The sequence below is a fragment of the Nonlabens xiamenensis genome (genome assembly GCF_003865345.1).
In the GTDB taxonomy this organism is placed as follows: Bacteria; Bacteroidota; Bacteroidia; order Flavobacteriales; family Flavobacteriaceae; genus Nonlabens; species Nonlabens xiamenensis.
Genome location: NZ_RMVE01000002.1, coordinates 430986 through 456149, shown reverse-complemented (window position 1 = coordinate 456149; position 25164 = coordinate 430986). Strand labels below are relative to the sequence as shown.

The 25164-nt window shown below is 42.1% G+C and carries 15 protein-coding genes; 11 read left to right on the top strand and 4 right to left on the bottom strand.

Features of this window, described 5'->3' with window-relative positions:
* Positions 1-114 precede the first annotated feature (114 nt).
* Positions 115-1059 carry a hypothetical protein gene (locus tag EGM47_RS06965; RefSeq protein ID WP_124980054.1) on the top strand — a complete coding sequence of 315 codons (945 nt, stop codon included), beginning with the start codon at positions 115-117 and terminating at the stop codon, positions 1057-1059.
* Positions 1060-1111: 52 nt separating this feature from the next.
* Here the strand turns inward: EGM47_RS06965 and EGM47_RS06960 are convergent, their stop codons facing one another.
* The 3 genes from EGM47_RS06960 to EGM47_RS06950 all read right to left on the bottom strand — a co-directional run bounded on the left by EGM47_RS06960 (position 1112) and on the right by EGM47_RS06950 (position 6081).
* A complete protein-coding gene (locus tag EGM47_RS06960; protein WP_124980053.1) occupies positions 1112-1861 on the bottom strand; it encodes a LytR/AlgR family response regulator transcription factor in 750 nt (249 codons plus the stop codon).
* Positions 1836-4739, bottom strand: coding sequence for a sensor histidine kinase (locus EGM47_RS06955; protein ID WP_124980052.1), 2904 nt, complete (start codon positions 4737-4739; stop codon positions 1836-1838). The genes EGM47_RS06960 and EGM47_RS06955 overlap by 26 nt, the downstream gene beginning before the upstream one ends.
* Before the next feature lie 184 nt (positions 4740-4923).
* Positions 4924-6081: an NAD(P)/FAD-dependent oxidoreductase gene (locus EGM47_RS06950; protein ID WP_124980051.1), complete on the bottom strand. Its 1158-nt coding sequence runs from the start codon at positions 6079-6081 to the stop codon at positions 4924-4926.
* Positions 6082-6320: 239 nt separating this feature from the next.
* Between EGM47_RS06950 and typA the strand changes: the two genes are divergently transcribed.
* The 6 genes from typA (at position 6321) to EGM47_RS06920 (ending at position 17140) form a co-directional block, all read left to right on the top strand.
* Entirely contained in the window at positions 6321-8126 is a 1806-nt protein-coding gene (typA, locus tag EGM47_RS06945) for a translational GTPase TypA (RefSeq protein WP_124980050.1), read from the top strand.
* 126 nt (positions 8127-8252) lie between these two features.
* The gene (locus EGM47_RS06940) at positions 8253-10493 is read left to right on the top strand and encodes a TonB-dependent receptor (RefSeq protein ID WP_124980049.1); all 2241 of its coding nucleotides are present in this window, start codon (positions 8253-8255) and stop codon (positions 10491-10493) included.
* 44 nt (positions 10494-10537) lie between these two features.
* Entirely contained in the window at positions 10538-11854 is a 1317-nt protein-coding gene (locus EGM47_RS06935) for an anthranilate synthase component I family protein (RefSeq protein WP_124980048.1), read from the top strand.
* A gap of 12 nt (positions 11855-11866) precedes the next feature.
* Positions 11867-13192 carry a tRNA lysidine(34) synthetase TilS gene (tilS, locus tag EGM47_RS06930; protein WP_124980047.1) on the top strand — a complete coding sequence of 442 codons (1326 nt, stop codon included), beginning with the start codon at positions 11867-11869 and terminating at the stop codon, positions 13190-13192.
* Complete coding sequence (locus tag EGM47_RS06925) at positions 13189-15249, top strand: protein-disulfide reductase DsbD family protein (RefSeq protein WP_124980046.1); 2061 nt, start codon at positions 13189-13191, stop codon at positions 15247-15249. Before tilS ends, EGM47_RS06925 begins: the two co-directional genes overlap by 4 nt.
* A gap of 82 nt (positions 15250-15331) precedes the next feature.
* Positions 15332-17140 carry a DUF885 domain-containing protein gene (locus EGM47_RS06920; protein ID WP_124980045.1) on the top strand — a complete coding sequence of 603 codons (1809 nt, stop codon included), beginning with the start codon at positions 15332-15334 and terminating at the stop codon, positions 17138-17140.
* Between the two features lie 78 nt (positions 17141-17218).
* On the opposite strand, the gene EGM47_RS06915 is transcribed toward EGM47_RS06920, so the two are convergent.
* The gene (locus EGM47_RS06915; RefSeq protein WP_124980044.1) at positions 17219-18496 is read right to left on the bottom strand and encodes a serine hydroxymethyltransferase; all 1278 of its coding nucleotides are present in this window, start codon (positions 18494-18496) and stop codon (positions 17219-17221) included.
* 98 nt (positions 18497-18594) lie between these two features.
* Between EGM47_RS06915 and fahA the strand changes: the two genes are divergently transcribed.
* The 4 genes from fahA to EGM47_RS06895 all read left to right on the top strand — a co-directional run bounded on the left by fahA (position 18595) and on the right by EGM47_RS06895 (position 25163).
* Complete coding sequence (fahA, locus tag EGM47_RS06910; protein WP_124980043.1) at positions 18595-19884, top strand: fumarylacetoacetase; 1290 nt, start codon at positions 18595-18597, stop codon at positions 19882-19884.
* A gap of 60 nt (positions 19885-19944) precedes the next feature.
* A complete protein-coding gene (bshC, locus tag EGM47_RS06905; protein WP_240642324.1) occupies positions 19945-21576 on the top strand; it encodes a bacillithiol biosynthesis cysteine-adding enzyme BshC in 1632 nt (543 codons plus the stop codon).
* A gap of 91 nt (positions 21577-21667) precedes the next feature.
* A complete protein-coding gene (guaA, locus tag EGM47_RS06900; RefSeq protein ID WP_124980042.1) occupies positions 21668-23203 on the top strand; it encodes a glutamine-hydrolyzing GMP synthase in 1536 nt (511 codons plus the stop codon).
* Positions 23204-23207: 4 nt separating this feature from the next.
* Entirely contained in the window at positions 23208-25163 is a 1956-nt protein-coding gene (locus EGM47_RS06895) for a LysM peptidoglycan-binding domain-containing protein (RefSeq protein WP_164510835.1), read from the top strand.
* Position 25164 lies beyond the last annotated feature (1 nt).

Sequence of the window (25164 nt, the reverse complement as noted above, 5' to 3'; positions counted from 1 at the left end):
TTCAAAAACTATAATAATATGTCACTACGAAAAATTAAATCAATTGCGCTTGTTGCATTAATACACCTTGCTGGTTCCTTGCATGCACAAGAAGTAATGCATCAAAGTAAAATCATGAGTAGCAAGATTTCTAAGGGAGACTTTAGAATTACCGCAGATCAATACAAAAGTCACAGCGGTGTAATGACCATTACTGAAATCAATGAGGATAAAGCACAGCCCGGTGGTCATTATCAGATTATACTCAAGCGTTATCCAAATCATGCAACAGAATCGACAAGAAATGAAACGGAGCAATATTTTGCAGACCATGTTGCTTTTCCTGTCACCTATATAAAAAGCACTTATGAAGGCAATAAAAAATTACAAGACAATGTAGGTTATGTAATAAGAGAAGGGCGTAGTGTGGGTAATGAGAGAATGGTGGTTAAGGACAATTATATATTTCTACTTCATAAATGGCAAGACAAAGATAATTATGAAGTGAGGTACGTTTTAAGTACAGGAGATCCAGCATCCCAAGGAGATAACAAAGGAAAATCAAAAAAGAAAAAGAAGGGCTTGTTCAAATCTTTTAAAGAAAAGATGAAAAATGCATCTGCAGGTGGGGTATCCATCGAAAAGTTGACCGCAGAAGTCTTACAACCCTATCTCGATGAAGCCACGGCTAAGCAAAAAGCTTTTTATGCGGATTGGATTAAAGACCCTAATAACAAGAACACTGTAAAGTACATGGATGATAAACGAGAAATGATGAATAAAGCCATGAAGCAATACAACGATGATATCTTCAATAGTCCAGAGTATCAGCGTATGTTAGCTTACCATCGATGGTTAAAAAGCAATGTAAACCTTACGGTGAAGAACAATAGCGGCTCAACACTTTGGGTCGGAAGCAGCAAAGAGGCATTTATCACTACAAAAATAGAACCAGGTGACGAGGTTACCATGAACTGTACAACAGATTTGTACTACTATCATAGTGATGCCCAAGGTGCTTCTGGTACAAAGATTAACCAAGCAGACGGTGCCTGTGGTTCTGTTGTTAACATCAACTAATCATACCAATAACTTCAATGAAAGAGCTGCGAACCATCGCGGCTCTTTCTGTTTAAAATAACTTATCCAGCGTACTCAGAAACCCCTTTTTCTTATCTCGCGCAACAGTCACACTATCACCATTTGTCATGACGATGAAGAGTGCCTCGTCTTTTCTGACCTCAGTGATTTGGCTAAGATTGATGAGGTAGGACCGTTGCGGTCTATAAAACAAAGTATTATCCTGTAATTGGTCCACAAAAAACTTAAGTGGTTTTGATATCAACTGTTTTTTCTGTCCCGTAAGGTGGACATAAGTGTACATCCCGTCTGCCTCAAACATGATAATCTCCTCTGGTTTCACGAATAGGTAGCCTTTAGGAATTTTAAGCTTGATCTTATTCATCGAAACGTACGACAGCATGCGTTTGAGTCGCTCACCCAAGTCTGCGTTTTTTTCCTGCAGCCTCAACGCTTTTTCTATCGCATCATACAATTCATCTTCATCCAGGGGCTTGAGTATATAATCAATGGCATTGGTCTTAAATGCCTCAATCGCATAATGATCAAACGCAGTGGTGTAGATCAATGAAAAATCATATGACTCCCGATTAATTAGATCGACGAGCTCCAAACCACTATGACCTGGCATGTTGATATCAGATATGACAAGGTCAACCTTATTTTTCTTGATTACCTCTACGGCGTCCAAAATGTTACATTCCTCATGCAAAGTTGCATATTCATATTTCTTTAAAATGAGGTTGCGCAGCAGTCGTCTGGCTTGATCCTCGTCATCAATGATAAGAATAGAGATGTTCATGAAATAACTTTATTAAAATGCTTGTGCCGGTGGCTTGCCCGTTGGTGTCAGTATGGTCAGTGTATTCAACATTCAACTTCATGTTTCCTCCCGAATTGATCAATTGAATGCGTTTGTTGTTGGCCATCGTCCCAAATGGTCTATGTGATTGACGTTGTTTTGCCAGTTCAGCTGCAGCCTCACGACCTATACCATTATCGCTTATCCGACAAAATAGTGAGTTATTGTATTTTGAAAAAACAATAGATAGCTCCTTTTTTCCATTCCTGTTGAGCAGACCGTGAAGTAAAGCGTTCTCGATGTATGGTTGTAGAAAAAGAGATGGTACCATCGTCTTGAATCTATTGATAGATGGATCGATCTTAATTTTATAGGTCAATTGGTTATTGAAGCGTTTTTTTTCCAGTGATAGATATAGTTCAAGCGTCTCTATTTCTTGATCAAGAGTAATGACATCTGATCGACTGTGGTCAAGAAACATGCGCATGAGCTTGCTGAATTTGACGAGAAACTTGCTGGCTTCTTTTTGCTCGTTGCTTATGATGTGATCCTGAAGGCTGTTCAGAGCATTAAAAAGGAAGTGCGGATTCATCTGCGATCTCAAGTTTTCCAACTGCAGCTGTACAAGCCTTTTTTCATTTTGAACGCTTGTTATCTTATGTTCCCATCTCCGGTTTCTATAGGCGTTAAAAATTGAATAAAATGCACCAGTGGTAAGCAAACATAGAAGAAAGATAACCGCGTAGAACCACCAAGTCTTGAAGTATGGTGCTGCCACTTCAAAATGGATTGATAGGAGGTTTGATTCTGATTGAGTCAATTTATCCTCCGCTTGTATCAATAGCGTGTTTTTCCCCACAGGTAACCCAGAAAGGCTAATTGCATCTCCTGCCTCTAAAGTGTGCCATTCTTCTTCATCTAGTGTGTAGTAGTAGTTATATTGGCGGCTGCTATTGACTTGGTTGACCCATGGGATCATCTTTACCGTACTGTTATATTCAATTTCAATCGTTTGATCGTTTCTGAATTTTACAGAATTTTTATCGATCCAAAGGCCATCCATGGTGAGTTCGATTTCCTTAGTAGGCAATAAACTCTTGCTTTCCTTTGATTTCATATATAAACCCTTACCGTCTGTCATCCATAATTGATTAGCAACTGGCAGTATCTGTTTAAGGTTTTTTCTAATGTTTTTAGGTAGGGAGAAAGGATAGTTCAGTTGTTTATGGGTGGTCGTATGGTAATCATATAGACCCTTGTCAGTCAGCACGGTTAGAAAAGGTTCTTTGTATGCAATATCAATGACAAGCTCCTCCTTTAAAGAATATTGAAACGTGTGGGGTTTGACCGTGGAACTATCAATGGTAAATAGCTTTTGATTTGAAACAGCATAAACTATATCACTTTCCTGGCCGCTGACGATCTTATTGGCTTTGAATGCCTTGCCATTTAGTTCTAAAGGCATATTGTTCATCAGATCATGATCTGTGACAAATACTCCGTTAATAGATGAATAGTAGAGTTTTTCCTTGGTGTTTTCTACAATAGAAGTGCGTATGGGAATACTCTGAATCGGGTTGAGCTCCTCGTCAACAAGCATTACGCTGTTATAATATCCTGCTATGAAAGCATTTTTTGAAGCTCGTTTAAAATCCTTGGGTCGGGCGATGCCAGAAAATCTATCGATGACATGCAGGTCAGCGTCAAAGACCGTGGCTACCTGATTGTTGAATAACCACAATCGATTCTTCAGTTTGTCATAATATAGTAACTGATCTTGGTGCCTACTGATATTTTTGAAAGTAGCTTTTCCAGTAATAGTATTGTAGTTAACCAGCTTTCTTTGGTTGACCAGAAAGTAAATTTCACCCTGCCTGCCATTTGTCAACGAATTAATGCTCGACAGAGGAGCAAAATCAGTTAGTTGTAAAACTTTTATGGTAGGATCTTCAATAATAAATAAACCATCATTTAAAGTGCTAAAAATGAGGTTCTCATCATGGTCTACCACCAGGTTGGTTACTGTGTGATCCTTGAGGTAGTGGCTGTCATAGTGAAACTTGTCGTTGCTGAATGAATAACGGTAAGCGCCGTTTGATGTGAAAAACCATAAGGTCTCATCGATTTTTTTTATGAAATTGATTGAGGCGTCATCGATTTCTTTAAAAGCGCCCATCAATTCCTTCTGCTGCAAAATGGAGAAAAATAAATTTCCATTGGAATTGGGGAACGCCCCATAAATATCCTCTTCAAAATGAAACAAGAAGCCTCTATTTTTTGGCAGCTTGAGGTTGGTCAGATCCATGGCTTGAATGGTGTGTCCTTCCCTATGTAAATTGAGTAAATAATTACCCTTGATGGTAAAGGCACCATTAGGGGAAACGTCTACATTAGTCGCGGGCAAGCTTTGACTCTGATAGTCATGAGTCTTTACCTCTCCACTTAAAGTATCAAAAATTACAATCTTTTCCCTGCCGCTTACATAAATGAGGTCATCAAACACATTTATTTTTTCTACGTAGCTCAATGGTACACGGTCAAACTCATACCTTAATGATACTTTGTCGTTGTTGATGCTAAAGATCTGGCCATAACCATTGTTATACCATAAAGTTCCAGAGGAATCTGCAATTATGCCAAAAGTAGATTGTCCCTTTTGCTTTTCATGATGAAAATGTTCAAACGACCTGCCATTGTATTTAAAGGTTCCGCTATTTGTCGACAACCAGAGATTGTGTTCCTGGTCTGCAATGATTGCATAGACTTCATTGTCCGGTAATCCATGCTCGGTAGAAAGCTGGTATTTTACAGGTTCCAATTGCTGGGCAAATACAGCCTGAAAACCTATCAGCAAATAAAGAAAAACAAAAACACGCACGGTAGCAAAGATAATCTTGATCCGGCGGGAAATTCAAACTTCTTGCTTAAGCGGTAGGATTCATTTTTAAAAGGACTGAATTTGTAAAATTCTAAAAGTTGTAGGATATCGCTTTCGCGAAAGCGATATAACCAATAGAAAAACCAGCTCTAACCTCAAAAAAAGGGAATCTAAAGAATATGATTTATTTTCCCAAAAGAGAAGACCAAGCTTTTTGAACCAATTTTCTTTTTAGGTGAATGGGGTAATTTTTTTCGCCTGAAAAAATCTGGGTCATGTAGCGAGCAAAATAATCGCCATACTTCTTGATCAGCACATTTCTTAACCATTCATAACCGTAAAAGATATCGGCAATTTTTGCAGCAGTTTTTAAATAGGGCAACAAGTCGGTCGAGAGCCTGTCTTTGTAGATGTCTGCGGCTTTGTCTATGTCGTCTGGTGATTGAGCCAGTGCCTGCCCTGCCCAGGTTCCTGTCATCAAAGCATTCGAAATACCTTCAGCAGTAATCGGATCGGCAAAACCACCTGCGTCTCCGACTAAAAATACCCGATTCTTTACAAAACCATCAGTTCGCGTCCCAATCGGAATATTGTAGCCGTATTTTTTGATTTTTACAATATCCGTAATGCCCAAACGCTCTATGTAATCCATACAGCTTTGCTTTAAATCAAATTTTTTCTTGTCCTTATGAAAACCCCCAAGCCCTACTGAAAGGTGTCCATCTTTTGGAAAACACCAGCCATAACCATAGGGTACAGCATCCATATCAAATCGCACGACATCACTAAATTTTTGGTACACTTCTTCAGATACATAAATTTCGTATTCCAGCGCAGGTACCATGCGTCTGGTTTCATTTTTCCATCCAGCCATTTTGGCCGTTGGGCTATAGGCTCCATCTGCGGCAATAACTGCATTTACCTGATGACTTTTTTTGGTCGTGGTAAGCAGCACGCCATCATCTTTGAGCTCCATAGAAGTGAGTTTGCTACCGCTTTCCAAAACGGCACCTGCCTGGGTCGCTTTTTGGATCAATAGATGATCAAAGTCATCCCTCATCACCATACTTAAGGTAGGATGGTCACTTGAGGATTCAAGGTGAACTCCATTCTTAAAAAATATATCAATTTTCTTGTATTGTAAGTCGATAGCCTCTTCTACATTAAATGGCATTTGCCGCAGGCCACGATACACAAAACCACCACCGCAAACTTTGTAGCGTGGGAGTTCCTTTTTTTCTACTACCAAAACCTGCTTGCCAGCTTTGGCCAATTCATAGGCTGCCATGGCTCCTGCTGGTCCAGCGCCAATCACAGCCACATCAAATTGTTGCAATTCCATTCAAAAAAATTAAGCGACAATATTAACTCATATATAGTCGTCAAAAAAATTTTTTATGTAAGCGTTTGATCCATCAGCCTTCGCCCTTCAATACTGCTAAGGGTGCAGATGAATTGATTAAAATGATGTTCTTACTGAAAATCAGTCAGTTGTTGATCAGGATCATTTAACGCAACAAATCCCTATAAACCAATAAATAAGACTACTTTTGCAGCCGCTAACAAGCGCTATTTTTATTTATGAAAGACATTAGAAACATTGCCATCATTGCGCACGTTGACCATGGAAAGACAACCTTGGTTGATAAAATTCTTCACCACTGTGAGATTTTTCGTGAAAACGAATCCACTGGCGAACTCATCTTGGACAATAATGACCTGGAGAGAGAACGAGGGATCACTATCTTGGCAAAAAACGTATCTGTTAATTATAAGGGTACTAAAATCAATATCATCGATACACCAGGTCACGCCGATTTTGGTGGTGAAGTAGAACGTGTATTAAATATGGCCGACGGAGTTCTACTCTTGGTAGATGCTTTTGAAGGTCCTATGCCACAAACCCGATTTGTATTACAAAAAGCCATTGACTTGGGTCTCAAACCTTGCGTGGTAGTCAATAAGGTGGACAAGGAAAACTGTACGCCAGAAGAAGTGCACGAAGCTGTCTTTGATCTGATGTTTGAATTGGGTGCCGAAGAATGGCAGCTGGATTTTCCAACTGTTTATGGAAGCGCCAAGAACAACTGGATGAGTGAAGATTGGAAGGACGAGACCGAAAACATCGAGCCCTTGCTGGATATGGTAATCGAGCACGTACCAGCGCCTAAAGTAGAAGAGGGAACTACCCAATTATTGATTACCTCATTGGACTTCTCCAACTATACCGGACGTATCGCAATTGGACGTGTCAAGCGTGGTAGCATCAAAGAAAACCAACAGGTAACTTTGTGCAAACGCGACGGCGATCAACAAAAAACACGCGTTAAGGAAGTCTACGTTTTTGACGGAATGGGACGCGCCAAAGTAGAAGAGGTTCACGCAGGAGATATTTGTGCGTTGGTAGGCCTGGAAGGTTTTGAGATCGGTGATAGTGTAGCCGACTTTGAAAATCCAGAGGCAATGGAAACCATCGCTATTGATGAGCCTACCATGAGTATGTTATTTACCATTAACGATTCGCCCTTCTTTGGGAAAGATGGGAAATACGTTACCTCTCGTAATATCAAGGACCGTTTGACCAAGGAATTGGAAAAAAACCTGGCTCTCCAAGTGCATGACACGGATAGCGCCGATAAATTCATGGTTTTTGGTCGTGGGGTATTGCACCTCTCTGTATTGATCGAGACCATGCGTCGCGAAGGTTACGAATTGCAGATTGGACAGCCGCAGGTCATCATTAAGGAAATAGACGGTGTAAAATGTGAGCCAATAGAAGAATTGTCTATTGATCTTCCTGAAAATGTAAGTGGTAAGGCTGTTGAAATGGTGACCATGAGAAAAGGGGAAATGACCAGCATGACGCCTAAAGGTGATCGTATGCTGTGCGAGTTTAAAATTCCATCACGTGGAATCATTGGTCTAAGAAATCAATTGATTACTGCGACCGCTGGTGAGGCCATCATGAACCACAGATTTGTAGGTTTTGAACCTTTTAAAGGAGATATCCCAGGCCGTATCAATGGATCGTTGATCTCCATGGAAAAAGGAACAGCTATTCCATATTCTATGGATAAAATGCAGGATAGAGGTAAATTCTTTATCGCTCCGGGTGAAGAAATTTATACCGGACAGGTAGTGGGTGAAAATTCAAGACCTGATGATTTAGTACTGAACCTAACCAAAACTAAAAAGCTTTCTAACGTGCGTAGTGCCGGAGCTGATGATAAGGTGAAGATCGCTCCGCCAGTTAAGTTTACCTTAGAAGAAGCTTTGGAATACATTCAAAAGGATGAATATGTAGAGGTGACACCTAACTACCTGAGATTGCGTAAAATCTATTTGGATGAAAACGAGCGCAAACGTCGAGCAAAAGAGCTGAGCTAAATCAGCTTTACGAGTTGAAAAAAAGGCCTCCATTTTCCGATGGAGGCTTTTTTTTGTGCTATTAACATTTTGTTAGCACCCGTACGCAACTGCGGTCACGTATATAGGCGGTAAAACAACCACTTTATGACTGCTTTTTCCGCTTTCGCGAAAGCGATATTATCCCTATTTATCTTTCTTTTTACTTACCTGTCCACAGCACAAACGATCAAGGGGACCGTGCTTGATCAAGAGGGGAGACCCATTAAAAACGTCTATGTATGGCATGTAAAATCAGGCACGCATACCCATACAAACACGGAAGGCTTCTTTCAGATTCAAAATGTAGACGAAGGCGATAGCCTGCAGTTCTCACATGTAGGATATGCAACTTTCAATGAAGTCATCGACGGAGAAGATGTAGTTCTCGAAATTGTACTGAAGGAAGCACCGCTTGATTTAGAGGCGGTCACCATCAGTAATCAGGTAGAAACCTTAAACACGCTGGCCAAAGTCGATCTGGAAATTAATCCAGTTACCAGTTCCCAAGAGATTTTACAAAAAGTACCTGGATTATTTATTGGGCAACATGCTGGCGGTGGTAAAGCCGAGCAGATTTTTTTACGCGGGTTTGATGTGGATCACGGTACGGATGTTGCGATCAATTTGGATGGAATGCCAGTCAATATGGTGTCCCATGCCCATGGTCAGGGTTATGCAGATCTTCATTTTGTCATCCCTGAAACCATTGACAATATCCGTTATGCCAAAGGGAGTTACGACCCTGAGGTAGGTAACTTTGCCACGGCCGGACACGTAGGTTTCCAGACCAAGCGATACTTAAATCGCAGTAGTATAAGCACAGAAATAGGGGACTTCAACCACCAACGCTATCTGGGAATGATTAAACTGGTTGAGAATACGCACACCAGTGCTTATATGGCCACAGAATATTTAACCTTCGATGGCGCGTTTGAAAGTCCGCAGAATTTTGATCGATTAAATCTCTTTGGAAAGTTCAATCATGTGACTCAAAACGGCGACCGAATTGACTTAGGGATTTCACATTTTGACAGTGAATGGGACGCTAGCGGCCAGATTCCGCAACGCGCAGTGGATCAGGGATTGATCAGCAGATTTGGAGCCATCGACGATACTGAGGGCGGTAATACCTCCAGAACAAGCCTGGTTTTAAATTATGAAAAGCCCATCAATAGTCGTGAACGAATGCATGTCCAGGCTTATTACTCACACTACGATTTCTTGTTGTTCTCCAATTTTACCTTCTTTTTGGAAGACCCTATTAATGGAGATCAAATACGCCAGCAGGAATCTCGGGATATGATGGGCTTTAAAGCCGATTATAGCTATAAAACCATGCTGGGGGATCACCATTTGCTATTAAAAGCAGGAATAGGATTGCGCAATGATCGCACTGATGGAACAGGTCTAGCACGCACAGCCAATAGAAGGGAAACCCTGGAGCAAATCCAATTAGGCGATATCAATGAGACCAATGCCTCCTTGTTTACCAGTGCTTCTTGGTATTTGGATCGGTGGATGCTTGAAGCTGGATTGCGATTGGAGCGATTCAAATTCAACTATAAAGATGCCCTGGCCAGTACCTATGATACCCAGTCACAATCAGAAACCGCCCTGTTACCTAAATTGAATCTGGACTACCGCCTCAACGATAAGCTGAAGTTATATTGGCGCAATGGAATAGGTTTCCACAGCAACGATACCCGGGTAGTACTACAACAATCTGCCGATGATATCCTGCCGCTCAGCTATGGATCTGACCTAGGAAGTATCTGGAAAGCCAACGACCGACTGATTATCAATACAGCTTTATGGTACCTGTATCTAGAACAGGAATTTGTATATGTAGGTGATGCTGGTATTGTCGAGCCCAGTGGTCAGACCCAACGCTATGGTTTTGATCTGGGCCTTCAATACCAGTTAACCGATCATTTATTTTTGGATAGCAATTTGAATTATGCCCATGCACGAGCAGTGGATGAGACTGATGGAGCCGACTTTATTCCGCTGGCGCCTAAATGGACCTCAACGGGAGGAATTAGTCTCAAAAATTATCGAAAATGGAATGTAGGATTGCGTTATAGATATATCGCAGACCGGCCCGCCAATGAAGACAATAGTATTGTCGCCGATGGTTACTTTGTCTCAGATTTGAATGTAAACTATGACTTGTCCCCACAACTCAACCTGGGAGTAGCCATTCAGAATCTAACGGATACCGAATGGAATGAAACGCAATTTGCCACCAATTCCAGATTGGCCAACGAGTCCCAACCTGTGGAAGAAATTCATTTTACCCCAGGAACTCCGTTTTTTATTCGCGGTATTGTAAAGTATAGCTTTTAAATTCAGAATTCGAAATTCCCCACGCCCTGCTATCTTTGCGTGGCATGAAAAAACGTATCGCGCATAGATTTCCCTTAAAGGATTCAGTTGATTTTAAACGCCGATTGTTGTCCTACTACCAGCAGGAAGAGTATTTCTGTATGTTGGATAGTAATCAGGCTGAGTCATCCTACACCAGTCATGAAACTTTGATCGGCGTAGGAGTAGTAGATATGTTGGTTTGCGCAGCGGGAAAGGCATTTGATGCCTTGGAAAACTTTCGTCAGCAGCACCAAGACTGGTGTTTTGGATGGTTGGGTTACGATTTAAAAAGCGAACTTGAATCTTTGACCACTGGAGGTGTTGACAATCTGCGATTTCCAGACCTTTGTTTTTTTGTGCCCAAATTCATTTTTGAACTTACAGCTAGCGCAGTAAAAGTACATGCCCATTGCTCCGTTCAGGAAGCTCAATCAATAATTGATGTCATTCAAGCAACAAGTGCCCACCATCATACTTCGGGACCTTTTGAAGGCGGAAATCTCATCGCTAGAGATACACGTGAAGCCTATCTAAAAAAGGCGCAAACATTTCTTGACCACATCCATAGAGGTGATATTTATGAAGCCAATTTCTGCACACAATTTTATGCGGAAAAAGTTCGCCTAAACTCTTTAAAAGCATTTTTAGATCTCAATGCAGTAAGTGAACCTCCTTTTGCGGTTTACGCTAGGTTTGGAGATTACCATGTGATGAGTGCCAGTCCCGAGCGTTACCTGAAAAAAGAAGGTAATTTGCTAGTTTCTCAACCCATAAAAGGTACGGCAAGAAGATCCATGGCGATAGTAGAAGATCAAGCCTTGCGAACAGAATTGTTTAAAGATCCCAAAGAGAGGTCTGAAAATGTCATGATTGTGGACCTGGTGCGCAATGACCTGGCGCGTATAGCCGCCAAAGGCAGTGTTGAGGTAGAGGAGCTTTTTGGAATCTATAGTTTTAAGCAAGTGCATCAGATGATCAGCACGATCACAGCAAGACTTGCTCCCGAATACAATGCAATGGATGCGATTAAGGCCAGTTTTCCAATGGGAAGTATGACTGGCGCTCCTAAAATCAGCGCGATGAAGATTATTGAACAGAACGAATCCTTCAAGCGAGGTTTATACAGTGGAGCTATTGGTTACTTCACCCCAGATGATGATTTTGACTTCAACGTGGTGATCCGGACTATTCTATATAATCAAAACTTAAACGAACTCGCCTTTGGAGTGGGTAGTGCATTAACAGCCGCAGCCACGCCTGAGAAAGAATACGAGGAATGTCTACTTAAAGCCAAGGCCTTGATTCAAGTCCTCGCCTTACAGGGAATTCGTTTTGAGTAACTTTGCCGGGATATGAATGATCTTGCCACAAACATCATCCGTGAATTTCCTGAATTGTCGGGTGCCAGGGTTGCTGTGGCGGCCAGCGGCGGATTAGACAGCAGCGTATTGATACAACTTTGCTCTGAGCTGGGTTTATCGGCCAGTATCCTCCATGTCAATTTCAAATTGCGAGGGGCAGAAAGTGATGCAGATGCTCAATTCCTTGCCGATTGGGCCAATCGTTTGGGGTGGCCAATACAGGTCCGCGAGATGGATGCCGCTAATTATGCCACCAGACATAAGTGTTCGATCCAGATGGCAGCCAGACAACTGCGTTACGATTGGTTCAGTGAATGGATAGCAAGCGGAAAAGTGGACTATGTGCTGACGGCACATCATTTGGACGATCAACTAGAAACCTTGCTGATCAATTTAGGACGCGGCGCAGGTTTGAAGGGGCTTTCAGGTATTCCAGCGCGCAATGGGCATATCAGACGACCTTTGCTCTCATGGAGAAAGAAAGACATATTGGCCTATGCAGAAAAACAAAATCTGCATTGGCGAGAAGACTCTAGCAATGCCTCTCAAGCTTATTTGCGCAATAAATTAAGGCATCAGGTACTGCCTCAACTACATGAAATTTTACCAGAATTGGGTTTGCATCTGGCCGATAGTTTGGCCTATCTAAAACAAGCCGATCTTTTGGTACAGCGCGAGGTAGACCGCTTTCGCGAAAGCGGGACCAGCAAAGATCAGGATGGAATGCATATAGCTCTTCAAAAACTGAAGGCCACCAGAGCTGCCGAAGCCTATTTATATGAACTGATCAAATCATATGGGTTTCACATTCCTGATGCGGTTCAACTGCTGGATGCCCAGCCAGGCAAACGAATTTTTGCAGGGGATTGGGAATTGATCAGGGGTCGGGACCGACTCAGTCTGAGGCATAAAGTAGAAGTTCGAGCGCTAGGCCAACTCATAGATAAAACCGCCCAAGAAGTAAGCCTGGCAGGTAAGAGAATTAGCATAAATGAAGTGAAAACCCAAGATCCACTGCAATATGTAAAATCCAGACAGAGAGATGATCGTATTTTTCTCGATGCTGATCTGATACAATGGCCATTGGAGTTGCGTACCTGGCAAATTGGCGATCGCATGCAGCCTTTTGGTATGAAAGGCACTAAATTAGTCAGCGATTTATTAACTGATCTTAAGGTTTCTTTAATAGATAAAGAAAAAGCCTTAGTATTGACATGTGAAAACAAAATTTTGTGGTTGGTAGGTTTACGCGCTTCCAAAAATTTTGTGATCACATCCAAAACCAAACATATTTTAGAACTTAATTTAGAAAAATGAAAGGATTAACGCTTATTGCCCTGTGGGTGTTGTCCGTATGTTCGATTCAAGCCCAATCGGACCCGACGGAATGGTCTACTGAAGTAGAAAAACTCTCAAATAATGAATACCTATTAACGACTACCGCACTCATCGAGCCCGGATGGCATGTGTATTCCCAAGCCTCTTCAGAAGAGAATAGAGGACCAGTGGCTACCACGCTTAGTTTTTATGACGCAGAAGCTAAGATCGAATTGCTGGGTCCTAACAAAGAAAATGGTTCCTATGCAGAGTATTCTGATGTATGGGGATTCAATGTCTACCAATTTGCCGATCTGGCAGTTTTTGAACAAAAAATAAAGGTGTTAGACCCCAATTTAGAATACTTGGTCGCCGAGGCTTTTTATCAGACCTGTGATGATGAGCGCTGTTTGCGACCTACGGGTGTTCCCTTGTACTACAAAATCAATCCTGAAGCCAGTATTCCAGAGGATGCAGGGATGATTATTGAAACATATTTAGACGAGGAACGAGAACCATTAGTGGCCCAGGCACCTGCCGAAAAGGACATTCCTGTTAAAGAAGGTCATTCTGGAAATCCGCCGCCAACCAAAGAAGAGGTTAAAAAAAAAGAAGCTGAATTAGAGCCCTCGTCTCCTGCAAAAGATGAAGAAGATAGATCCCTTTGGGGCATATTTATCGTTTCTTTTCTGGCTGGTTTTGCCGCCTTATTAACGCCCTGCGTTTTCCCGATGATTCCCTTGACGGTAAGTTTCTTTACAAAACAAAGTAAGAACAGAGCTTCTGGGATCAGAAAAGCCTTTCTTTATGGGTTTTTTATCATTTTGGTGTATGTTGTACTTGGATCGGCTGTTACTGCCTTGTTTGGGGACCGGATCCTGAATTCTATGGCTACGAATCCGTGGCTTAATTTGTCTTTCTTTTTAGTACTGGTCATTTTTGCTATTTCCTTTTTTGGCGCTTTTGAAATCACTTTGCCCCAGTCCTGGGCCAATAGGGTAGATGCCAATGCTAACAAAGGCGGTATCATCGGTATATTTTTTATGGCCTTGGCACTAGCCATTATTTCCTTTTCCTGTACAGGTCCTATCGTGGGATCCTTAATTTTAGAATCTTCTACCAAGGGTGGGATCGCGCCCATTATAGGTATGTTCGGTTTCTCCCTTGCACTGGCGCTGCCCTTTACACTTTTTGCCATTTTCCCTGGCTGGATGAATTCGCTGCCTAAATCTGGTGGATGGCTCAATACGGTTAAAGTGGTACTGGGATTTTTGGAACTTGCCCTGGCATTAAAATTTCTTTCTTCGGCAGATTTGGTGTACCAGTTTCACTTCTTGGAAAGAGAGGTCTTCTTAGCTTTATGGATTGCTGTGAGTACCAGCCTAGCACTTTATTTGTTTGGAAAGATTAGACTTCCGCACGATGGACCTGAACAACCTATTTCTGTCGGTAGATTTTTGCTCGGATTACTCACATTGGCTGTGACTTTGTATATGTTACCTGGATTATGGGGTGCGCCACTCAAGATTATCTCAGGTTTCCCACCACCACTAAATTATGCCGAGTCACCTTATGGAGTAGGGTATTCCAAAGTGGAATTGAAAGAAGAACTTCCTGAAGGAGCTCACCTGGCCGTACATGATATCATCTCTTTTCACGATTATGAAGAAGGTATGGCTTACGCCAAAGAAGTCGGTAAACCCGTACTTCTTGATTTCACGGGTTGGGCCTGTGTCAACTGCCGAAAGATGGAAGAACGCGTTTGGTCCGACCCGCGTATATTGCCCATTTTGAAAAACGATGTGGTGCTCATATCATTGTATGTAGACGATGCCAATAAACTTCCAGAAGACCAACAATATGAATCTGACATCATTGATGGCAAAGTGAGGACCATTGGCGATAAATGGTACGAATTGCAAAAGAAAGAATACAACAATGCAGCCCAGCCCTATTATGCTATTTTGGACCAAAACGGCAATAAGGTCGGGGAACCGGTAGGTTACACACCAGATATTGAGGAATATTTGGAATGGCTACTAGAGAACACCAAGTGATTCCCTAAAATTCTCATAAAAACCGATGTCAAAACGCATCGGTTTTTTTGTTGTATTATATTTAGCCGTAAACACAAGCTATATGAGAAATTTGTTTGTATTGGCGGTTATATTGCTGCTTTTTTCCTGTAAAAATGAGTCAAAGGACGCTTTCGCGAAAGCGACACCAGATCAAGCTGCCCAACAATTTAACGATTGGTTGGAACAACAATTTCAAACCGATCTGGCCAGAGATCCAGAGATGCAAACTTCTATGGGCATACGTACCAACTATGGCTCCTGGACAGACATCTCGTCTGAGTATGAGCTAGAGTCAAAAAAGCTGGCCGAGGCGCGATTGACTTATTTGAAGGACTCTATTGATCCCTCAGTGTTGAGCGGACAGGACAAGCTGAGTTATGATTTGTATAAGGATAAGCAAGAACAAGCAATAGCCGACTTTGATTATAGGCTGTATACTTATCCGGTGAATCAAATGCACGGTATGCAAGCTGAGATTCCTGCCTTCTTGATCAATATGCACAAAATTGATAGTGTGCCAGATGCCAAAGCCTACATCGCTAGACTCAAGGGCATTCAGCCACTTTTTGAACAGCTTTCAGAAAACCTTCAACTCAGGGAAAGCAACGGCATCATGGTGCCCAAATTTGTTTTTGATCATGTCTTAAAAGACAGTCGAAATGTAATTAGTGGCTTTCCTTTTGCCGATAGCAAAGACCAGAGCACTTTATTGGCGGATTTTGTCTCAAAAGTCAATCAGTTGAACATTGATCAAGCGGAAAAGGAAGCGCTGGAACAAGAGGCTATCAATGCACTTTCCAAGGAAGTTAAAGCAGGCTATGAAACTTTGATTGCTACCTTGGAAGACCAACAACAACGAGCTACTGGAGAAGATGGCGTTTGGAAATTTCCTAAAGGTGATCAATTTTATGAAATGGCGCTGAAAAGAACGACCTCTACGGATATGAGCGCACAGGAAATTCATGAATTGGGTTTGGCAGAGGTGCAACGTATCCACGGCGAAATGAAGGAGATCATGAAGCAGGTGAAATTTGAGGGATCCTTGCAGGATTTTTTCAAATTTATGAGGGAAGATGAACAATTTTACTATCAGGATAATGAGACTGGCCGAAAAAAATACCTTAAAGAAGCCAAAGCTATCATCGCCCAAATGAAAAAAGACTTGGACCAATTGTTCCTGACCCAACCCAAAGCTGACATTCAGGTCAAAGCGGTAGAAGCATTTAGAGAGGCGAGTGCAGGTAAGGCTTTTTACCAGCAACCGGCCATGGATGGTTCACGACCTGGAACCTACTATGCCAATCTCTATAAAATGGAAGCTATGCCTACATATCAAATGGAAGCCCTGGCCTATCACGAAGGCATTCCCGGTCACCATATGCAGATTGCCATTGCCCAAGAGTTAGAAGGCATTCCCGATTTTAGAAAACACAGTTTCTATACTGCCTACGTTGAAGGTTGGGGGTTGTATTCAGAATATATTCCCAAAGAAATTGGAAAATACAATGATCCATACAGTGATTTTGGAAGACTAGCTATGGAATTGTGGAGAGCTTGTCGTCTGGTCGTGGATACTGGTATTCATGATCAAAGATGGACCCGTGAAGAGGGAATCAAATATTATATGGACAATACGCCCAATGCCGAAAGCGATGCTGTAAAAATGGTGGAGCGTCATATAGTGATGCCTTCACAGGCCACCGCGTATAAAGTGGGGATGAACAAAATTTTGGAGTTGAGAAAAAAAGCCAAAGACGCCATGGGCGATAAATTTGACATCAGGGAATTTCATGATGTGATTTTGACCAACGGCGCCCTTCCACTCAACGTCTTGGAAAAACAAGTGGACCAATATATCGCCGGCTCCTAGGCCGATGAGCTATTAAAAGAAAAGAGGCCGTCTATGTTTTATAGACAGCCTCTTTTTTTATTAAAATACCGAGATGATTTACATCTGGAACAATGGAAGATCACCCATCATCGACGTCACCCGATCAGCCAATGATTTTAGCTTTGCTTCATCCTCGTGATTTTGCAGGCACTCATCTATGATCTCTACAATGGCATTCATGTCATCTTCTTTCATTCCTCGCGTTGTAATGGCTGGTGTACCAATACGAATACCGCTAGTGACAAAAGGAGATTCTGTATCAAAGGGAACCATATTTTTGTTGACGGTTACGTGAATTTTACCGAGGGCTTCTTCAGCTTGTTTCCCGTTGATTCCTTTATTTCTTAGATCAATTAGCATCATGTGGTTGTCAGTTCCACCTGAAATAATATGATAGCCTAGATCAACAAAGGCTTGCGCCATTACCTCGGCATTTTTCTTGACTTGAACCATGTAGTGTAGGAACTCATCAGACAAGGCTTCGCGGAAAGCTACCGCTTTAGCAGCGATGATATGCTCCAATGGTCCACCTTGGTTTCCTGGGAAAACACCGCTGTTAAGAAGAGTGGACATCTTTTTAAGCTTCCCATTTTTTAATTTCTGGCCAAACGGATTTTCAAAATCCTCACCCATGACGATCAGTCCGCCGCGAGGACCTCTTAAAGTTTTATGGGTGGTTGTGGTACAAATATGAGCATGAGGCACAGCGTCCTGCAAAATGCCTTTAGCGATCAATCCGGCAGGATGGGCAATGTCTGCCAAAAGGATGGCACCTACTTCATCTGCAATTTCGCGAAAGCGTTGATAATCGATCTCTCTACTATAAGCCGATGCACCTGCAATGATCATTTTAGGTTGCTCTTCACGTGCAATTTGAGCAATATTGTCATAATCCAATCTTCCTGTATCCTCTTGTACGCCATAAAAGGCATTGGTATAGAGCTTACCCGAAAAATTGACTGGCGATCCATGGGTTAAATGGCCTCCATGGGAGAGGTCAAAACCAAGAATCTTGTCACCTGGATTGAGACAAGCGTGAAATACCGCTGTATTGGCTTGACTACCAGAATGAGGTTGCACATTCACGTATTCGGCATTAAAAAGTTCTTTTGCTCTGTCGATAGCGATATTCTCTATTTGGTCTACCACCTCACAACCGCCATAATAGCGTTTGCCTGGGTAACCTTCTGCATATTTATTGGTGAGAATAGAGCCAGCTGCGGCCAAGACCTCTTCGCTCACGTAGTTCTCGCTGGCGATCAATTCGATGCCTTGGGTCTGACGTTGTTGCTCTTTTTTAATCAGGTCAAATATTACTGTATCCTTATGTGCCATTGGGAATATTTTAGTAAACAAAAATACGCTATGGTCGTGTGCAACCAACTGATAAATGATATATTTGGATAGTACTTTTTAACAACAAATTAAAAATCATGCCTCAAAGAACCAACAATCCCAACCGTAAATCCTGGATCGGTTATAATCGAGACACGCACTTTCCTATTCAAAACATACCGTTTGGGGTATTCCTGACCCGGGACAATGTGATCACGATAGGAACTAGAATTGGTGACTATGCGATTGACTTGGGAGCGTTGCAGGAGTTGGGGTATTTCAGTGATGTTCCTTTGACAGACGATATGTTCATGCAGGATACGCTCAATGATTTTATCTCTGATGGGAAAAAGACCTGGCGGTTGGTGCGCAACCGTATCGGAGATATTTTTGACAAGGAAAATCCTGAATTGCGTGACCATAAGGAGCATCGAGAGCGTATCATCTTCGCCATGGACGAGGTAGAGATGCAGTTGCCAGTAATGATTGGGGATTATACCGATTTTTATAGCAGTAAGGAACATGCGACCAATGTAGGAACCATGTTCAGGGATCCGGATAATGCCTTGCTGCCCAATTGGCTGCATATGCCTGTAGCTTACCACGGCAGGTCGAGTTCGATCGTACCTTCTGGTATTCCAATACACAGACCCAAAGGTCAAACCTTTCCAGCCAATGCAGATGAACCTACTTTTGGCCCTTCAAAATTGGTGGATTTTGAATTAGAAATGGCTTTTATTACAACAGATGCCAATAATCTGGGGCATCCTATACCAGTGAATGAAGCCGAGGACTATATTTTTGGAATGGTATTGCTCAATGATTGGAGTGCCCGTGATATACAAAAATGGGAATATGTTCCTTTAGGCCCTTTCTTGGCCAAAAACTTTGCGAGTTCGATCTCTCCGTGGATCGTTACTTTGGAAGCTTTGGAGCCATTCCGTACTGAAGGCCCTAAACGCGAACAGCCTGTGATGAAATATTTAGATTCCAAAGGTAAACACAGCTTTGATATCAATCTTGAGGTAGATGTAACCCCTGATAACGGAAGACCTACCACAGTTTGTAATTCCAATTTTAAATATATGTATTGGAACATCTCACAGCAATTGGCCCACCATACCGTCAATGGCTGTAGAGTAAATAGTGGGGATCTGATGGGGAGTGGAACTATTTCTGGTCCGACACCTGAATCTTATGGATCCATGCTGGAATTGAGTTGGAGAGGAGAGAAGCCTGTAAAGCTTAACGATGGTTCCGAGAGAAAGTTCATAGAAGATAATGACACAGTAACTATGAGGGGTTATTGCCATAAGGGTGACCTCCGAATTGGTTTTGGTGAGGTGTCCAATAAGCTCCTTCCGGTGTACGAAGGAAAAAAGAAATAGTAACTTCGAGTAAGCCATCATAAGAGGCGATATTATCCATTTCCAAATCCGTCGCAGGAAATGGTTGATCAGATGCCAGCTTTTTCCATGACCGTTAAACATATACCTTACCAGCAATTGCGTTTCTTTTCAGATCTGATCTCAGATTACCTGGATCAAAAAGAACAACTTGCCCATTTGTACCATCGGTATCCTAAGATGGAAAATTTTGGTCCGCAACTGGAGGAGAAACAAAAAGAATGGCAGGCGAAACAGGTGTATAGACAAACCTTAGTATCGGTCCTGAAAGAGCAGTATTCCTCTTTACAATATAAGAAGGATGCAATGGTTCAGATCGACCTGATGTCTAAGGATACCACTTTTACCATTACTACGGGCCACCAACTCAATCTCTTTACTGGACCTTTATATTTCTTGTACAAGATTATTTCTACCATCAAGCTCTGTGAACGTTTGAAAGAAGAATATCCAGCTTTTGATTTTGTACCTGTTTATTGGATGGCTACCGAAGATCATGATTTTGAAGAAATTCAGTATTTCAATTACGGCGGTCGTAAGATTGTGTACGATCGAGAAGCTGCTGGTGCTGTCGGTAGGTTGACCACAGAAGGTCTGGATCATGTTTTAGAAGGTTTTTCTACATTTTTGGGGAAACACGACAATGCGCTCCGATTGCAAGAGTTATTTAAAGAAGCCTATCTGGATCACGACAATCTTGCGGCGGCTACCCAATACCTTGCACATGAGTTATTTGGCAAGGATGGACTTATTGTTTTAGACGCAGATGATGCTAGGTTAAAGAAACTCATGATTCCCACGTTCCAGGAAGAATTATTAAAGCATTCCTGCCATCAATCTGTCGGCCAAACCTTAAAAAAGTGGCCCGATCAATATAACATACAGGTCAACCCCAGGGAAATCAACTTGTTCTATCTGACCGACGAATACCGAAAACGTATCATTAAGCGGGACGGTCGGTTTTATTTGGACGAAATGGAAACCTCATTCTCTCAAGAGGAGATCATTGATCTGTTGAAGCAGTATCCAGAACGCTTTTCACCTAATGTATTAATGCGTCCGCTGTATCAAGAATCTATCTTGCCTAATTTATGTTATATAGGTGGAGGGGGCGAAATGGCTTATTGGCTGCAACTTAAACAATACTTTGACTCCCAAGGTGTAGTGTTTCCTATCTTGCTCTTGCGAAATTCAGCGCTATTGATGTCCAAAAAAGAATGGGGCAAACTAAAACGATTACCGGTCGAATTAGAAGATCTTTTCCTTCCAGAACATCAGTTGGCTGAAAAGGCAACGCGCGTACTAAGTCAAATTGATATTGACTTTACTCCACAGAAAAAAAGGCTTCATCATCAGTTCAAGGAATTATATGAACTGGCCGAACAAACCGACCCTTCATTTCTCGGAGCCGTTGGAGCGCAGGAGCGTAAACAAATTAAGGGATTGGAACATCTGGAAAAACGCTTACTCAAAGCACAGAAGCGCAAGCTATCCGATCAGGTGGAACGCAGCTTACTTATTCAACAGCAACTCTTTCCCAACCAGAGCCTACAGGAACGTCAGAGTAATTTTTCCTATTTCTATCAAGCTTATGGTCCAGTAATGATTCAGTGGATCCAGGCTGGATTAGACCCGTTGGACTTGAGATTTAGTGTACTGGTGTTTGAAGAGTAGTTTTATCCAGGGCTTTATACAATCTTGAAAACACGTTAACAAAAGCCCAATCAATCGAATGGGTTCCCAACAGAAAAAAGTAAATTTGCCCATGCAACACGACAAGGTACTTATACTAGATTTTGGCTCGCAATATACCCAACTGATTGCGCGCCGAGTAAGGGAGCTCAATATTTATTCTGAAATTCATCCCTTCAACAAGATTCCGTCCAATCTGGAATCCTACAAAGCTGTGATTCTCTCTGGAAGTCCGATGTCGGTAAGATCTGATGAGGCATTCCACATTGATCTAGAGGAAATAAGAGGGAAAAAGCCGTTGCTAGGTGTTTGTTATGGCGCGCAATATCTCGCTCATTTTCACGGTGGTGAGGTAGGCGCTTCCAGCACAAGAGAATACGGCCGTGCTCATCTTTCTCACATCAAGGATGGTGAGGAATTCTTTAAGGGAATATCGGCAGGAAGTCAGGTGTGGATGAGTCATAGCGACACCATCAAAAAACTCCCTACAGGAGGCGTTTTATTGGCCAGCACGCATGATGTAGAGAACGCTGCTTATAAAATAGAAGGGGAAACTACTTTTGCCATTCAATTCCATCCAGAGGTATACCATTCAACCGATGGCAAGCAATTGCTTGAAAATTTCTTGATCCATATTGCTGGAGTTGAACCAGACTGGACGCCTGACTCTTTTGTAGAAGAAACCGTAGAGCGTTTGCAGGAAATGTTGGGCAACGATCGTGTAGTATTAGGTTTGTCTGGAGGGGTAGATTCCTCGGTAGCGGCGATGTTATTGCACAAGGCAATTGGAGAAAATCTCTATTGCATCTTTGTCAACAATGGATTACTGCGTAAAAATGAATTCAGTCAGGTGCTTCAGCAGTATGAAGGTATGGGGCTGAATGTAAAAGGGGTGGATGCTTCGGCACGGTTTATGGATGCCTTGAAGGGCCAGGCTGATCCAGAACTCAAACGGAAAGCCATCGGTAAGGTGTTCATTGATGTTTTTGATGATGAAGCCCACCAGGTCAAAGATGTGGTATGGTTGGCTCAAGGAACTATTTATCCTGACGTTATAGAAAGTGTCAGTGCAACCGGAGGGCCTAGTGCTACCATCAAATCGCATCATAATGTGGGTGGTTTACCAGATTACATGAAGCTGAAAATTGTCGAGCCGTTGCGTTCCTTGTTCAAGGATGAGGTACGCAGGGTGGGTAAATCCATGGGAATGTCAGCCGAGTTGTTGGGAAGGCATCCGTTTCCTGGTCCTGGACTGGCAATTCGTATTCTTGGTGACATTACTCCAGAAAAAGTAGCTATCTTACAGGAAGTTGACGCCATCTTTGTCAATAACCTCAAAAAATGGGACCTGTATGATCAAGTATGGCAGGCTGGGGCGATGTTATTGCCTGTGAATAGTGTAGGTGTAATGGGTGACGAGCGTACGTATGAAAAATGTGTTGCCCTGCGAGCTGTAGAAAGTACGGATGGAATGACCGCAGATTGGGTGAATTTGCCGTACGAATTTTTACAGGCGACCAGTAACGAAATAATAAATAAGGTAAAAGGCGTTAATAGAGTGGTCTATGATATCAGTTCAAAACCGCCTGCAACCATTGAATGGGAATAAAATTATGAAAAATCTATTGATAGTGATGTTGGTGTGTTTCGCTTTCGCGAAAGCGGACGCAGCCTTCCTTCAAAATTATAAACAGCATAAGGTCGCCCAAGGCGAAACCATTTATACCTTGACCAAAACTTATGATGTAACGGCAAAGCAATTGCTGGATCTGAATCCAGATCTCAAATCTGGTTTGAAATATGGTATGGTTTTACTTATTCCAGAACCAAAGGAAATCATCACTTCCCGTAAAGTTGTTCGGTATAAAAGCCATAAAGTCAAGCGTAAAGAGACGCTTTTTGGATTGGCAGAAGAATATGGGGTAACACAACTGGACATCAAGGAAGCCAACAAACAGTTGTATTCCAGTCCACTGCAAAAGGGCGATAAAATTAAGATTCCCGTATTTGAAGAAGTGACTACTTCCATTGCAGATACTGCTCCCGAAGTTGTGGATCGTACGAACTTGCCCGATGGTAAATATGTAGTGCGTCCATCTGAAGGATGGTTCCGTATTGCTACCAATCACGGGATAAAGATCCAGGAACTCAAGGCCATGAATCCAAAGGTGACCGAATTGCGACCTGGTACGATTCTCAATGTACCCAAAGGCATTGAGATAGCCGAAGCAGATAACGATGCTGATGCCGATACCAATCCAGCTCCTGTGGATAAATTTGTGGACTATACGATTCCCAAAAGCATGGGTATGTATTCCCTTAAAAATATTGCTGGAATTAGCGAGGATTCACTCATAGCGCTCAATCCGGCATTAAATGATGGGCTAAAGGAAGGTATGGTGATCAGAATTCCCAATCCTAATCTTACAAGTGATGTAGTCTTGTTAGACCGCAACAGAGAAGTCGCCCGACTTGTAGATAGTTTACGCAATTTTGAAGCTCAGCGTATTGCGGTTTTATTGCCATTTTCACTTCAACAGATCAATGAAGAAACTACGGATAGAGATCGGCTTAAAGAGGATCGCACCTTGCGTATAGCACTGGATTTTTATAGCGGGATGCAAATAGCGAGGGATAGCGCTCGCAATCTGGGAATCAATGTCCAGTTTGATGTTTATGATACCCAGAAGAACTTACAGCAAACCAAAGATATTTTGGATAACAATAATTTTAGAGCGTATTCTGCGGTAATTGGTCCTTTGATGTCCACCAATGCCTTAGAAACAGCCAAAGCCCTGAGACAAGATGGAATACCGGTTATTTCACCATTGTCTACGGTAGACCAGGCCAATTTTGAAAATTATTTTCAGGCAAGACCCAACTCAGATTTACTCAAGTCGAAATTGAAAGTATTTTTAAAAACCTATGCACAAGGTAAAAATGTAATCATTGTGACTGACAACAATGAACCAGGTCTTAAAAATGAATTTGCCAACTTGCTTCCTGAGGCAAAATTGTTGATTCCCAACGAGAAGAAAAATTACATCTTTAACGTCCAATATGTCAAGGAACTGGATCCGGAACGTGAAAACGTAGTGGTTCTAGCTGTGGACAATGTTGGTTTTGTAACAGATGCAGTGAGTAGTTATGCTGCCAAAGCAGACACCCACAGAATCACCATGTTTGGATTAGAGGCCTTTGAAGAGATGGAACTTTCCAATATGAGGTTGGCTGCCTTGCATTATACCTATCCTCAGATGTTCAATGATGGTGGAGCTGATAACGAATTCAAAACCGCCTATTTTCAGAAATTTGCGATCTCTCCAAATGCCTATGCAACCCGGGGTTTTGATTTGAGTATGGATGTCTTCTTAAGACAGGCCAGTGCCGAAGACTTATACGAGAGCGTTGTGCGCAACGGAAAAACTGTAATGACAGAAAACAAATTTGAGTATTTGAAAAAACCAGGTTCTGGATATTTCAATAACGCAGTGTACATTCTACAATATCAGGAAGATTTGAGTATCAAGGAGCTTGAGATGGGTTCACCTGGTTTTACACAAAACTGAT